The 13,889-nt window shown below is 63.3% G+C and carries 13 protein-coding genes and 1 other RNA gene; 8 read left to right on the top strand and 6 right to left on the bottom strand.

All coding sequences use genetic code 11. The features are described 5' to 3' along the window. The first annotated feature begins 108 nt into the window (after positions 1 to 108). From metH to ybaK, 6 genes are all read left to right on the top strand, one after another. Complete coding sequence (metH, locus tag CFR71_RS05055; protein ID WP_110527998.1) at positions 109 to 3,618, top strand: methionine synthase; 3,510 nt, start codon at positions 109 to 111, stop codon at positions 3,616 to 3,618. A gap of 55 nt (positions 3,619 to 3,673) precedes the next feature. After that, positions 3,674 to 4,153, top strand: coding sequence for a phosphoribosyl-ATP pyrophosphatase (locus CFR71_RS05050; protein WP_239020274.1), 480 nt, complete (start codon positions 3,674 to 3,676; stop codon positions 4,151 to 4,153). 265 nt (positions 4,154 to 4,418) lie between these two features. Further along, positions 4,419 to 4,943 carry a CvpA family protein gene (locus tag CFR71_RS05045; RefSeq protein WP_110527992.1) on the top strand — a complete coding sequence of 175 codons (525 nt, stop codon included), beginning with the start codon at positions 4,419 to 4,421 and terminating at the stop codon, positions 4,941 to 4,943. 91 nt (positions 4,944 to 5,034) lie between these two features. Next, on the top strand, positions 5,035 to 6,510 hold the full coding sequence (gene purF, locus CFR71_RS05040; protein WP_206057953.1) for an amidophosphoribosyltransferase: 1,476 nt from the start codon (positions 5,035 to 5,037) through the stop codon (positions 6,508 to 6,510). 44 nt (positions 6,511 to 6,554) lie between these two features. Next, positions 6,555 to 7,283: an SDR family NAD(P)-dependent oxidoreductase gene (locus CFR71_RS05035; RefSeq protein ID WP_239020273.1), complete on the top strand. Its 729-nt coding sequence runs from the start codon at positions 6,555 to 6,557 to the stop codon at positions 7,281 to 7,283. 227 nt (positions 7,284 to 7,510) lie between these two features. Then, positions 7,511 to 7,984, top strand: a complete 474-nt coding sequence (gene ybaK, locus CFR71_RS05030; RefSeq protein ID WP_110528516.1) for a Cys-tRNA(Pro) deacylase — start codon at positions 7,511 to 7,513, stop codon at positions 7,982 to 7,984. A gap of 222 nt (positions 7,985 to 8,206) precedes the next feature. On the opposite strand, the gene CFR71_RS05025 is transcribed toward ybaK, so the two are convergent. Beyond that, on the bottom strand, positions 8,207 to 8,869 hold the full coding sequence (locus CFR71_RS05025; protein ID WP_408889733.1) for an OmpH family outer membrane protein: 663 nt from the start codon (positions 8,867 to 8,869) through the stop codon (positions 8,207 to 8,209). Between the two features lie 244 nt (positions 8,870 to 9,113). Further along, entirely contained in the window at positions 9,114 to 9,521 is a 408-nt protein-coding gene (locus CFR71_RS05020) for a DNA-binding protein (protein ID WP_110527983.1), read from the bottom strand. Between the two features lie 358 nt (positions 9,522 to 9,879). Here CFR71_RS05020 and CFR71_RS05015 point away from each other — a divergent pair, with 358 nt between their 5' ends. Next, on the top strand, positions 9,880 to 10,407 hold the full coding sequence (locus tag CFR71_RS05015; RefSeq protein ID WP_110527980.1) for a GNAT family N-acetyltransferase: 528 nt from the start codon (positions 9,880 to 9,882) through the stop codon (positions 10,405 to 10,407). An 84-nt stretch (positions 10,408 to 10,491) separates the two neighbouring features. Here CFR71_RS05015 and CFR71_RS16395 read toward each other — a convergent pair whose 3' ends face one another. The 4 genes from CFR71_RS16395 to thyX form a co-directional block, all read right to left on the bottom strand. Beyond that, positions 10,492 to 10,644: a hypothetical protein gene (locus CFR71_RS16395; RefSeq protein WP_165832033.1), complete on the bottom strand. Its 153-nt coding sequence runs from the start codon at positions 10,642 to 10,644 to the stop codon at positions 10,492 to 10,494. Continuing rightward, positions 10,628 to 11,245 carry an MlaC/ttg2D family ABC transporter substrate-binding protein gene (locus tag CFR71_RS05010; protein ID WP_110527978.1) on the bottom strand — a complete coding sequence of 206 codons (618 nt, stop codon included), beginning with the start codon at positions 11,243 to 11,245 and terminating at the stop codon, positions 10,628 to 10,630. The genes CFR71_RS16395 and CFR71_RS05010 overlap by 17 nt, the downstream gene beginning before the upstream one ends. A gap of 20 nt (positions 11,246 to 11,265) precedes the next feature. Further along, positions 11,266 to 11,997 carry an MlaA family lipoprotein gene (locus CFR71_RS05005; protein WP_110527974.1) on the bottom strand — a complete coding sequence of 244 codons (732 nt, stop codon included), beginning with the start codon at positions 11,995 to 11,997 and terminating at the stop codon, positions 11,266 to 11,268. 428 nt (positions 11,998 to 12,425) lie between these two features. Next, entirely contained in the window at positions 12,426 to 13,379 is a 954-nt protein-coding gene (thyX, locus tag CFR71_RS05000; protein WP_110527971.1) for an FAD-dependent thymidylate synthase, read from the bottom strand. Positions 13,380 to 13,492: 113 nt separating this feature from the next. Here thyX and ssrA point away from each other — a divergent pair. Beyond that, positions 13,493 to 13,838, top strand: a transfer-messenger RNA (tmRNA) gene (ssrA, locus tag CFR71_RS04995). The last annotated feature ends 51 nt before the right edge of the window (positions 13,839 to 13,889 follow it).

Below are 13,889 nucleotides of genomic sequence, written 5' to 3'. Positions count from 1 at the left end.
TGGGCATGAACCGACATGTTTGCGATGCCCCGGCCCGGTGCCATCCACGCATGCCGGCCGGTTTCGGTGCGATTGCGCGTTTCGCGCATATGACAGATCAGGATATCCATGACCACTCGTCCGCCACTTCTTGACGCCCTTCGTGACCAGGTTCTGCTGTGTGATGGCGGAATGGGATCGCGTGTCCAGCTTCTCGACCTTGAGGTGGAGCGTGATTACTGGGGGCAGGAAAACTGCACCGAAATCCTGAACCTGTCGCGGCCCGAACTGGTGCGTGAAATCCATCGCGGCTATTTCGAGGCCGGGGCCGACATGGTGGAAACCAACAGTTTTGGCGGCTCCCCCATTACGCTGGGCGAATTCGGGCTGGCCGACCGTGCGCGTGAAATCAACCGCACGGCCGCCCACCTTGCCCGCGAGGCGGCGGAGCAGTTTTCGGACGGGCGGCACCGCTATGTCGTGGGGTCCGTGGGGCCGGGGACCAAGCTGCCGTCGCTGGGCAATATCGATTACGACACGCTTGAGGCCGGCCTTGCGGAACAGTGCCGTGGCCTGATCGAAGGTGGCGTGGACTGCCTGCTGATCGAGACGTGCCAGGATACGCTGCAGATCAAGGCGGCGGTCAATGCGGGCAAGATCGCGCGCGCCGAACTGGGCACCGACACCCCCATTTTCGTGCAGGTCACGGTGGAAACCACCGGCACGCTGCTGGTCGGTCCCGACATCGGGGCGGCGGCAACCGTGATCAATGCGCTCGATGTGCCGGTCATGGGGCTGAACTGCGCCACGGGGCCGCAGGAAATGGCCGAACACGTGCGCTGGCTGTCGGAAAACTGGCCGGGCATGATTTCGGTGCAGCCCAATGCCGGCCTGCCCGAGCTGGTCAATGGCAAGACGCATTATCCCCTGACGCCGCAGGACATGGCCACGTGGGTCGAACGTTTCATTGTCGAGGACGGGCTGAACCTGATCGGCGGATGCTGCGGCACCTCCACCCCGCATACCGAGGCGCTTGACGCGATGCTGCGCCGTCGCGCGCGTGAGACGGGACGCGACATCCGTCCTGCCCCCGTGCCACGCCGGCCCGTGTGGGTTCCCTCGGTCGCGAGCCTGTATTCGCAGGTCCCGCTGCGGCAGGAAAACAGCTACTTCTCCATCGGGGAACGCTGCAACGCCAACGGGTCGAAGAAATGGCGCCAGCTGCAGGAAGCGGGCGACTGGGACGGCTGTGTCGCCATCGGGCGCGAACAGGCGGCCGAAGGGTCGAACGCGCTGGATATCTGCACCGCCTTCGTCGGGCGCGACGAAATGCGCGAGATGGACGAGGTCATCACCCGCTTCACCTCGTCGGTCAATGCGCCGCTGGTGATCGATTCCACCGAAACCCCGGTCATCGAATCCGCGCTGAAGCTGCATGGCGGCAAGCCGATCATCAATTCGATCAATTTCGAGGATGGCGAGGGCGCGGCCAACGACCGCCTGAAACTGGCGCGCAAGTTCGGTGCCGCGGTCATCGCGCTGACGATTGACGAAACCGGCATGGCCAAGACCGCCGGGGACAAGCTGCGGATTGCCGAACGGCTGGTGGATTATGCCTGCAACAAGCATGGCCTGCCGCAGTCCGACCTGATGATCGACCCGCTGACCTTCACCATCGGCACGGGGGTGGAGGACGATCGCAAGCTGGGGCTGTGGACGCTGGAAGGCATCCGCCTGATCCACGAGAAATTTCCCGACATCCAGATCGTGCTGGGCCTGTCCAACATTTCCTTCGGGCTGAACCCGGCGGCGCGCGCGGTGCTCAATTCCGTTTTCCTTGACCATGCGGTACGCGCGGGCATGACGGCGGCGATCGTCCATGTCTCCAAGATCCGCCCGCTCCACCTGATTGCCGAGGAAGAGGTGAAGGTGGCCGAGGACCTGATCTTCGACCGCCGCGCCGAAGGCTATGACCCGCTGCAGCGCATGCTGGAACTGTTCGCCGACCGCAAGGCCGCCGACGCGGTCAAGAAGGTGCGCGCCGAAACGGCGGCGGAACGCCTGAAGGACCGCATCGTCGATGGCGACCGCAAGGGGCTGGAGGATGACCTGGCCGAGGCGATGCGTGACATGCCGCCGCTGGACATCATCAATACCGTCCTGCTCGACGGGATGAAGGTGGTGGGCGAACTGTTCGGGGCGGGCAAGATGCAGCTGCCCTTCGTGCTGCAGTCCGCCGAGACGATGAAGGCCGCCGTCGCGTGGCTGGAGCCGCACATGGAGCGCAAGGAAGGCCAGACGCGCGGCACCATGGTGCTGGCGACGGTCAAGGGCGACGTGCACGACATCGGCAAGAACCTTGTGGACATCATCCTGACCAACAATGGCTATCGCGTCATCAACCTGGGCATCAAGGTGCCGGTGGCGGACATGATTTCCGCCGTGCGCGAACATGCTGCCGATGCGATCGGCATGTCCGGCCTGCTGGTGAAATCGACCGTCATCATGCGTGAAAACCTGGAGGAAATGAACCGGCAGGGGATCGAGACGCCGGTTCTTCTGGGGGGGGCCGCGCTGACCCGCAATTATGTGGAGGAGGACTGCGCCGCCGCCTATGGCACGGACGGGCGCGTCGCCTATGCCCGCGACGCGTTCGACGGGCTGTCGCTGATGGACAGGGTGGTGAAGGGGGAATTCGACACCTACCTCGCCGCGATTCAGGCCCGCCGCGCCACCAAGGCGACGCGTGCCAGGCCGCGCGATCCGGAACAGGCGGAAAACCGTGGTTTTGCCCCGCCGGACATTGCCGCCGCGCGGGCGCGCCGCGAACGCCTGACCCGGGACGAGCCGGCGGTGACCCCGCCCTTCTGGGGGCCGCGCGTGCTGGAGGCCACGCCGGAGGCCGTGGTGCCGTTCCTCAATGAACGTTCGCTGTACCAGTTCCAGTGGGGATTTCGAAAGCAGGGCCGCTCGCTGGAGGATTTCATGGGATGGGCGCGACAGGAACTGCGCCCGGTCATGCGCCGCATGCTGGCGATGTGCGCGCAGGACGACATCCTGCGTCCGCAGGCGTCCTATGGCTACTGGAAGGCGGCGGGGGAGGGCAATGACCTTGTCATCTTCGACACCGACGGCACGACCCAGCTTGCCCGTTTCACCCTGCCGCGCCAGCCGCGCGAGGATGGGGAGTGCATTGCCGATTTCGTGCGCGACATCGATGACGCGCAGCGCGACGTGATCGGCATGCAGGTCGTCACCGTGGGGCAGAAGGCGTCCGATATCGCGCGCCAGTGGTTCGAGGCCGACCGTTACAAGGACTATCTCTACCTCCATGGCCTGTCGGTGGAGATGGCCGAGGCGATGGCCGAATACACCCACAAGCGCATTCGCGCCGAACTCGGCTTTGCTGCGGAAGATGCGCGTGACATGAACAAACTGCTGCAGCAGGGCTATCGTGGCTCGCGCTATTCCTTCGGCTATCCCGCCTGTCCCCGGCTGGAGGATCAGGAGCCAATTCTGAAGCTGCTGGATGCCGAGAAGATCGGCGTGACGCTGACGGACGGGTTCCAGCTCCATCCGGAGCAGTCGACCTCCGCGCTGGTGATCCTCAATCCCCACGCGAAATATTTCTCCATCTGACCGGTCACTGGCCGGCCACGCGCGGGGCAAGGTCCCCGCGCGTGTTGTTGACCCGGTGCACGATGCCCCCCATCATCGTGTCATGCGCCAGCCACCCCCCCGCGACAGTGCCGATGACAGTGCCGATCCGACGCCGCGCCTGCAGGCGGCGGAGATTATGACGCGCCTGTACGAGCGCCTTCTGGCGCGGCTGGGCAACCGGGGCATCCCTGATCCCGGCCAGCCGCCCGATGCGCAGGCGATGGCGCATATCCGCGCCGCCGCCCGCCGTTTCACCATCCATGCCGAACAGTGCCTGATCGCCCTGATGAGCGAGGATCACGACCAGCTTGTGATGCAGAGCGCCGATGTCCTGTCGGAACTGATGCGCACATGGGTGGTCTGTGGTGTGGAGCCGGAGGATATCTGGATCGAACTGGATCGCCGCACGCGCATGGGCAACCTGCTGCTGGCGCTGAACACGGCCGAACGCGCCAGCGTCGCGCCCGCGCTGCGGCGGCGTCCGTGGAAGATCCGCACGACCAAGCTGCCGTGACCCATGCGGCAAGAAGCCATGTAGATGCCGGGGCCATGTGGACGCCGGGGACCGGGATTGATGGTTTTCCCCCTATGAACCATGGCGGGCAGATGGCATAAGCAGGCCCGGCGACGGGGCGTCGTCGTGACCTTGTGCCCCTGCCGCCCACCGGAGCAGAAGGAACAGCGCGATCCATGGATCGGGTCCATGCCCGCAGCGTGCAGACATTCCCGGCACGCATGATCCCGCATCGGCCGGTCTCCCGCGGGGTGTCTGGCCAAAGATGAGCTGGATCGACATCGCATGCCTGTCCATTGTCGGGCTGTCGGCCGTCGTGGGGGCCGTTCGCGGCTTCTCGCGCGAGGTGCTGGGCGTTGCCGCGTGGCTCATGGCCGGCATCCTGTCCTTCAGCTGGCATGGTTTCCTCATCCCCTATGCGGCGCAGTGGATCCATACGCCGCTGCTGGCGCGGGGGGCGGCGCTGGGAATAATGTTCATCGCGCTCCTTGTCGTCTTTACCACCACCGCCCATCTGTCGGGTCAGGCCGTGCGTGGCTCCATCCTGGGTGGAATCGACAGGATGCTGGGGCTGCTGTTCGGCGTGCTGCGGGGGTATGCCTGCCTGCTTGTGCTGTATCTGGCGGTGTGTTTCCTCATGCCGCGCGACACGTGGCCCGACGCCATGAATGACAGCCGGATTGTCCCGGTCATTGGCGACAGCACGGCCTATCTGTCACATTTTACCTCCGATTCCCTCACGCCACACCTTGCGCAACCGGCGCGAACACGTCATGACGCGCCAGTCTGAACCTTCCATCGGTCTCCGCCGCCGCTGTCCGTCAAGGAAAGATCGCTGATCCATGTCCCGTATCCGCTTCTCCGCCTCGTCCGGTTCTCCCATGGGGGCATGCGCGCCGAACGACGATGTCCCCGCCCAGTGGCATGACGATGACAAGCCGCATGAGGAATGCGGCGTCTTTGGCGTATGGAATACCAAGGGGGCGTCGGCGCTGACCGCGCTGGGGCTGCATGCGCTGCAGCATCGCGGGCAGGAAGCCACCGGCATCGTGTCTTATGACGGGGAACGTTTCCATACGCACAAGGGACTGGGCCTGGTGGGCGACGTCTTTGGCGATGCGAGCGTGATGGCGACCCTGCCGGGCCACAGCGCCGTGGGGCACAACCGTTACGCCACCACCGGCGCGACCCTGATCCGCAATGTGCAGCCCCTGTTCGCCGATTTCGAATTCGGCGGCCTTGCCGTGGCGCATAACGGCAACCTGACCAATGCCGAAACCCTGCGCAAGGCGCTGGTGCGCCGGGGCTGCATCTTCCAGTCCACGACCGACAGCGAGGTGTTCATCCACCTGATCGCCATTTCGCTGTATGCAAGCGTGGAAGACCGGCTGATCGACGCGCTCAAGCAGGTGCTGGGCGCGTATTCGCTGGTGGCCCTGTCGCGCGACGCACTGATGGGCGTGCGTGACCCGCTGGGCGTGCGTCCGCTGATCCTGGGGCAGATCCCCGGCGAGGAAGGCGAAGGCCCGACATGGGTGCTGGCGAGCGAGACCTGCGCCCTTGATATCGTCGGCGCCGAGTTCGTGCGCGATGTCGAACCGGGCGAGATCGTCGTCATCAATGACGAGGGCATCCGTTCGATCCGCCCCTTTGATTCCAAGCAGTCGCGGTTCTGCGTATTTGAATACATCTATTTCGCGCGGCCCGATTCCGTCATGGATGGCAAGGCGGTGTATGACACGCGCAAGCAGATCGGCGTCGAACTGGCCCGCGAAAGCGCGGTGGAGGCCGACGTGATCGTGCCGGTGCCCGATTCCGGCGTGCCGTCGGCCATGGGATATTCCGTCGCCAGCGGCATTCCTTTCGAACTGGGGATCATCCGTAACCATTATGTGGGCCGCACCTTCATCGAACCCACCGACCAGATCCGCAACCTTGGCGTAAAGCTCAAGCATTCCACCAACCGTCCGGTGCTGGATGGCAAGCGGGTCGTCCTGGTGGATGATTCGATCGTGCGTGGCACCACCTCGCGCAAGATCGTGGACATGGTGCGCGCGGCGGGCGCGAAAGAGGTGCACATGCGCATCTCCTCCCCCCCCACGATGCATTCGTGCTTCTACGGCATTGATACGCCCGAACGCAGCAAGCTTCTGGCGGCGCAGCATAACCTTGAGGAAATGGCGGAACTGATCGGCGTGGATTCGCTGGCGTTCATTTCCTTTGACGGGCTGTACCGCGCACTGGGCTACAAGGACCGGCAGGGGGCGTGCAACCGCTATTGCGATGCGTGCTTTACCGGCGACTATCCCATCGAACTGGTCGATTACAACGCTGAAAATCCCACCACCCCGGCGTGATCGCGCAATCGCCACGCCGCCTGCCTGAAGGATCGGTGGCACTGGTGACCGGCGCAAGCCGGGGGATCGGGCAGGCCGTGGCCTGTGCCCTGGCCGGTGCCGGGGCGCACTGCATCCTGATGGCGCGTACGGTGGGGGGGCTGGAACGGACGGACGACCTGATCGCCGCCTGCAATGGCGGGACGGGACGGGCGACGCTGCTGCCGATGGATCTGGTGGACGGGAGCGCGGCCGACATGCTCGGGCCTTCCATCATGGCGCGTTTCGGCCGTCTGGACATCCTTGTCCACTGTGCCGCGACCCTTGGCGTGCTGACCCCCGTGACCCATATGCGCCCCGATGCGTGGCAGGACTGCCTTGCGCTGAATACCACGGCGGCATGGCGGCTGATCCGCACGACGGCGCCCCTGCTGGAACAGGCGCCGCATGGACGTGCCGTGTTCCTCAGCGATCCGCATGCCCGGATACCGGCCCCTTTCTGGGGGATGGTGGCGGCGTCGCGCGCGGCGCAGGATGCGCTTGTCCTGACATGGGCCAATGAGCTTCCTGCCGGATGCGCCCTGCGTGTCAATCTGTTCGATCCGGGCGTGGCGGCCACGCGGATGCGGCGGCAGGCCATGCCGGGCGAGGATTTCGCGCCTCTGCCTCGTCCCGATCAGGTGGCGCGGCAGATCCTGCCCCTGTGCCTGCCCGACGAAAACCGGCAGGGACAGCGCATCGTTGCCCGGCCCATCGTGCAGCCGGTGAGAGACTGTTTGACAAGGAATGCCTGACAACCAACTGAAATCATGAAAGTTTTTGGTGAAGCTTTTTCCAAAAAGCTTCAAGAAGACGCCGCCTTTTTGGAAAAAGGCGGCACCCAAAAACTTTTGTCATTTATAATCAGCAGGCTGTTTTTAAACGGTCTCTAATTTGAATCCGGCATGCTGTCGGCGGATCGCAGGCATGAAACCGTATTACGGTTTCGCATTCAGCCATGTCTGGACATATACTGCGCGGCATGAGCAAGAGCACGCCCGCGACGGTTGCCCTCGACGGGGCTGGCGTCGCCTATACGGTTGTTACGTACGAATATGATTCCACGGCCGAGCAGGTCGGCAATCACGCCGCCGAAGCGATCGGGGAGCCGCCGGAACGGGTTTTCAAGACCCTGATGGTGGAGGTCGATGGTCGCCCGGCCTGCGTCGTGGTGCCGGTCGCGCGCAATATCAGCATGAAGAAGGTCGCGGCGGCCTTTGGCGGGAAATCGGCGCAGATGATGAAGCCGACCAATGCCGAACGCGCCACCGGGTTCAGGGTGGGGGGGATCAGCCCCTTCGGGCAGAAGAAAAAGGTCCCCACCGCCATGGCGCAGGAAGCGCAGGGCGAACCCTATATGGTCATCAATGGCGGCAGGCGCGGCCTTCTGGTGCGCCTGTCGCCCGCGGATGCCATGCAGGCGTCCGGGGCATTTCCCGCCGACCTGCTGTCCTGACCGATGCGTTTCCCCGCGCCATCCGTCAGGAGGGGCAGGGAGCGAACGAAAGGCGACTTAAGAGACTGTTTGAAAAAGTGGTCCTGACAACCAACTGAAATCATAAAAGTTTTTGGTGAAGCTTTTTATAAAAAGCTTCAAAAAGACGCCGCCTTTTTGGAAAAAGGCGGCACCCAAAAACTTTTATGATTTATTATCAGCAGGCTGCTTTCAAACAGTCCCTTACTGGTCGCCCCCCTGATCGTTCATCTGGAACGGTGCGACGGGGTACTTGCCCGTCTTGGCGATTTCTTCCGGATCTTCGTTCGGTCCGGGGATATAGACCGACGGCAGCGTGGAGTTGAGGTGGGTGATCACTTCACTGCTGATATCGAGCGTATTGTCATGCAGGGCAGCAGTCCCGGCCTGAAGGACCATCGTCATGCCACGCGCCCGCGCAATGGCGGAGACGATCTGCTGGATTTCGCGCTGGACCTGGTTTAGCCCGACCTGAGCGTCTTCCTCAAGGATGCGGCTGCGGTTCCCGAACTTGGTCCGGTCCGCCATCACCCGCTTCTGAAGGTCCTGCTGCTGCGCGGGCGTGGGGGCCTTGCCGCTCTTGAGGATGGTCTGGCGGATGCCCTGCAGCTGCGTTTCCTCGGCCCGCACGTCGCTGACCAGGGCCTCCCGGCGGGTGCCGAGTTCCTTTTCGACTTTCTGCACCGCCACAGACTGCGACATGATCATCTGCGTGTTGAATACGCCGATGACCGGGGCTGCGGGACGTGTGCCGGGGGGAAGCGGCTTGAATTCCGGCACCGCCGGCATCGGCAGGACCGGGGGCTGCTGCGGTGCGGCGCCCGTGGGCGCGCCTTGCGCCATTGCCACGACCGGCGTCAGGGTCATCGCCAGCGCCAGCGTGACCCATCGTCCGAACCCGGCCCGCTGACGGGTCGGGGCAAGCCCGGCATTGCGCTTAGCTGTCATAATCCATATCCATGATTGTTCCGCCATCGAATGTCTTTGGGTAGCGGATCATATGGCGAATTAACAGCCCCGCCCCCATAAAAAACCTGTCCGGCGAAACCTGTGGCCATACCGGTCGGGACAGGCGGGGCATGTCAGGCGCGACCGGCCCGTCATGGCTGCGTCACAGGCGCCACAGCAGGGGGGTATGTGAAAGGAAAATCAGGAACAGCCCCCCGAGGAACGCAACGCGGAACCCGCGATTGGCCCCGGCCTCCAGCAGTTCGTCACGCGTCAGGACCTGCATGAAGGGGTCCGATATCCGTCCGCGCTGCGTATCCGGCAGGCCCGCGATCCGTCCGCGCCATTCATTGCGGTGGCGCAGCTGTTCGGTGGTGGAAATGTTGACCCGGTCGTACAGCGACAGGACGTAGGAATCCAAGTCCTCGATTCGGTAGAGGAGTTCGCGTGCGTTCTTCACGGCGACATGGGGTCCGGCCCGCACCAGACGCAGACAGCGCAGGCGAAAGGGGGTGATTCCGATATGTTCGGCGGCCTCAGGCATCGACAGCATGCGCTTGAGGGGGAACATATGAACCGTAGCCTGCTGATCGTCAGAGATTATTGGGCCGGTCATGATATGCAGTAAAATCGACCATCCTTCGCCGACGTGTCAAATGGAATATCGGCGTGGCGCCGGGCCTGCGCACATACGACCCATGCGGCATGCCGATACGCATGGCACATCTGTCGGGGCTGGATCGCCAGTTGCCTGATATCATCAGGATTTTCATGGCATGATGAAAAAACGGGACAAACCGTTTCCATAACAGATATCATCAAACCGGATCGACCTGCGTCTTCGGGAACCGGTCCGGCGGGGGTTGCGTCATCATGGATACCCGCGTGGAAGCGGTTGCAACGGAGTGCCTGGCAAGGTGAGGTTACGTATGGAACATCGTATTCGCACTGGACGGCTGGAACTGGAACCCGTGTCCTGGCGGGACATCGACGATGTCGCGCGGCTGAAGGCCAATGCTGGCGCGATGGGCCTGCGCGGTGGGGGCATACGCTCCCGCGGGCAGAGCGAGGCGGACATGGCCGCGCACATCTTCAGCTGGGGGCGCGATGGCGTCGGCATCTTCGCGGTGCGCGAGGGTGGGCGGTTTGTCGGCATGGCGGGCGTCTGGCCCGCAGGGGAAGATGGGACATACGAATTCGACTATGCCCTTTTCCCCTCCCGCGCCGGGCGCGGCCTGACGCGGGAGGCCGCGGGCGCCGCGCTGGCATTCGCCCATGATGTCGGGGTGCGCCGCATTGTCGCCCATGTGCAGGACGCGGATATTGTCGGGCGCAAGATCATCGGCGGCAGCGGAATGGCCGTCTGCCAGCGTTATGCCGCGCCAGACGGACGTTCGATGCTGCTTTACCACAGCGTGCGGGTGCCCGGCGGGGTGCCGGCAGGGACCCTGCACTGAGGGACGGGGAATCGCAGGTGGAAAGGGCGGGACCCTTCCGATTCCGCCCGCGCGGCATTGCACCGCCGACCCAGGGGACGCATGTCAGGCGCGGGGCCGATAATGGCCTGAAATCAGGAAACTTTCCGGCAAAGCTTTTTTGGGAAAGCCTTGAAAGACATCGCCTTTTTGAAAAAAGGCGATGTCCGGAAACCTTATATTGTTTTTCAGGCAACCATCATCAGTGATGGTTGGCAAGCTGCCGCGTCAGGGCGTGGAGCAGCGCGTCGACATTGCCGCCATTGCGCGCGATGTAGGAGCTGTAATCCTGCCGCTGCGTCAGGCGCAGGCTCGCGCCTTCGCCCACGACATCGACGACCTTGGGCGATCCGGTGGAATTGCTGATGACCCATTCCGTATTGGCGGGCGGCTGTCCCGGCCGGTTGATGACAGTGGATACCGCGATATCGTCGCCTGACGGTGCACTCTGCCCCACGGTGAAGGAAACGCCACGATAATCCCCGATCTTGTCGGTAATGGCGTTGACCAGCACCTGATGGAACAGCTGCAGGTAATGGGTCTGCTGTTCGGGGGTGGCGACGCGCCAGTACCGCCCGATGCAGTACCGGCCGATGGCATCGACATCCACGTTCTGGTCCAGCAACGGCTCGATCTGCTGCTTCTTCTGGGAGAGGGAGATATCGTTGTTGACGATCGCGACCAGCTTGTTCCCGAATTCATGCACGAACGTACGGGCCTGCGCACCGCTGTCGACGGCGTGGACGGGGGCTGTCACCGACAGGGTGCCGACTATGGTGAGAAGACCCAGTGCATGGCGACGGGTGAAGGATGTCTGCATCGCTGTGTCCCTGTTTGTTCTTATCTGTTGCTGTACCAGTCCGGAACCGTTGCCCGGTGGTCCGCCTTGATGGCCGCGGCCTGTGCCTTGCGCTGCTGCTGGTAGGCACTGCGGATCGTTGCGTAGGGATCAAGCGAATCCTTCATCACCTGATCGAGCGCATCGACATTGGTCGCCATCCCGTTGATGGTGCCCATGATGTTGTAGGCCCAGTTGAATGTCAGCAGGCCATAGCCGCGCGGCACGTAGTTCCACGGCGACAGGCCCACGTCGATGCCATAGCCGAGGCCGTCGCGGAAGGATGACGGACCCAGCGCCGGCAGGAACAGGTATGGACCCGACGGGACGCCCCATGTCGCCAGCGTCAGGCCGGCATCATTGTCATGATGCTTGTAACCCGCGTAATTGGCCACATCGATCAGGCCGCCAAGCCCGACCGTCATGTTGATGCACCACCGCACGAAGGCATCGCCCGCGCGGCGCGGCTTGCCCGCCCCGACATCGTTGAAGAAGACGACGGGTTCGTTCATCGTCTGGTACAGGCTGCCGAACGAATTGCGCAGCGGACGCGGCACGGCCCAGATATAGGCTTTCGCGACGGGACGCAGCGTATATTTGTTGGCCCACATGGTGATGCCGAACGCCTTGCGGTTCAGCTTTTCGTACCGGTCGTTGGCTTCCTTGTATTCCGCCAGCGCGTCGGGATCCTTGGGCGGCGGTGTCGCGCAGCCCGCCAGCGCCAGCAGCCCCATGAACGCACCAGCCAGGCGCAGCGCCGGACGACAGGGAAGCGGGGACGGGCGGGGCGACGAAGAATTCGATCCTGTCTCTGCGCGCATGCTCGTTTCCGCTTCCCTCTGTCTTCTAGGTTCCGGCGGAAGAACGCCGGAGGCTATGTATTTATAAAACCTTGTATGGGCCATGCCCGCTTGCGTCCCTCTCTAGCATGGGATGACCGTTGTGCAATCCGCAAGCAGGGGATCGAACGGATATTGTGCCTGCATTGCAATGACGGCATGGGAGTAAACCGGGTTTTCGCATCGACATGCAATGACATCATATCATGTGATTGGTGCCAAAGGTGTGGCGGGGAATCCACATCTTTCACCCGATCTGGGCCGGTCGCCGCCCGGCGGGGCCGCGTCCGGGAATCCGGGTCACGCGATGTTGAGGCCCGATGTCAGCCCGCGCTGATGCGCGACGCGATTTCGGGGAACATGTTCGTCAGTTCCGTGATCTCACGCCGCGACAGGCCCTCCGCCTTGGGATCGACAGGCTGTCCCGCCATGACGGCGCGCAGCACCCGCAGCGCCGGCCCCGACAGCAGCACCGCGTCGCGCATGTAATCACGGAAGGCCCCGAACGTCAGCGGCACCCATTTTTCCACAAGTCCCAGGATGGCGTCGGCATAGGCGCGGATTTCGTACTGGGCATGGCTGTCGGCGCGCAGGCGCAGGAAATGCAGCAGGTTCCACAGGTTAATCTGCCAGTAGAACTGGGTCATGATGTTGACCGGCAGGTTCATGCGCGCCAGTTCGCGCGCAATCGACGGGCGGGTGGGGTCAACCGGCGCGCCGGTCGCGTCCTCGTTCAGTAGCTCAAGATAATGGTCATAGCACCGCGCCGCGTCGTCGCGCAGGATGTCGAGTACCTGCTGCGCCTGCCCGGGCGGAAGGGTCGTGCCACGCCCCTGCTTGTTGCTGGCGGACTGGATGGCGATGTCCTCGGGGCGGGGGAAATAGAATTCCTTCTCCAGCACGGAATAACGGGCCGAATATTCATTGATGCTGGCGGTACGGTGGCGGAACCACTGCCGGGTGACGAAAATCGGCGCGCGGACATGCAGCTTGATGACCGCCAGTTCGAACGGGCTGGTATGGCGGTTGCGCATCAGGTAGCGGATCAGGCCACGGTCGTCCGACGTGCTTTTCGTGCCCTTGCCATACGACACGCGCGCGCCCTGCACGATGCCATCGTCGCCCCCCATGTAATCGACCAGCCGCACGAATCCCGTGTCGAGCACGGGAATGGGTTCGTACATCGCCTCTTCCACGGCGGGGACGACCATGCGGCGGGTTGGGGTCCATGCGGCGCGCGCCGCGTCGATTGCCGATTTCTGGTCGTTGGAAAACATGGGCCACCATTCGTGCTAGGGGATTCAGGCGTTGCCGCGCATACCATGCCCGACCCCATCCGTGCCAGTTTCCTTGCAGGTTTCGGATTTCATCACGGCCGGATCATTCGCATCACCTTGCGCCCGTCCCCCATCGTCCCTATATCTGTCGGTGCCGGAGGGGCCTGCCCCTTGGCTATGGCGATAAACGGCGCGTGGAATAAGTGTTGTGGACCCGGGGGCGGTACCCGGCGTTTCCACCAGTTTTTTCGCGATGGGTGGAACAGGATTCCACCCCATCCGAAAGATGGGAACGAAACAGGCTCGACACGCATGGTAAAGACCCGCCTTTTGCCCGGCATTGTACCGCCGTTATCGGGCTAAACTTACAAGTGCCAACGATAACTCTGAGGTGCTCGCTGTCGCTGCATAAGCGATAAGCGCGGTTCGAGGGGGCACCGGGCAACAGAAGCCCCCTCACTTGCCCTGATCCCCAATGATGTCGGTTCCGTCGTGGTGCCTATCTGCTTC

Origin of the sequence: Novacetimonas pomaceti, from assembly GCF_003207955.1 — a bacterium.
GTDB lineage: Bacteria > Pseudomonadota > Alphaproteobacteria > Acetobacterales > Acetobacteraceae > Novacetimonas > Novacetimonas pomaceti.
This window is presented reverse-complemented; position numbering and strand designations above follow the sequence as displayed.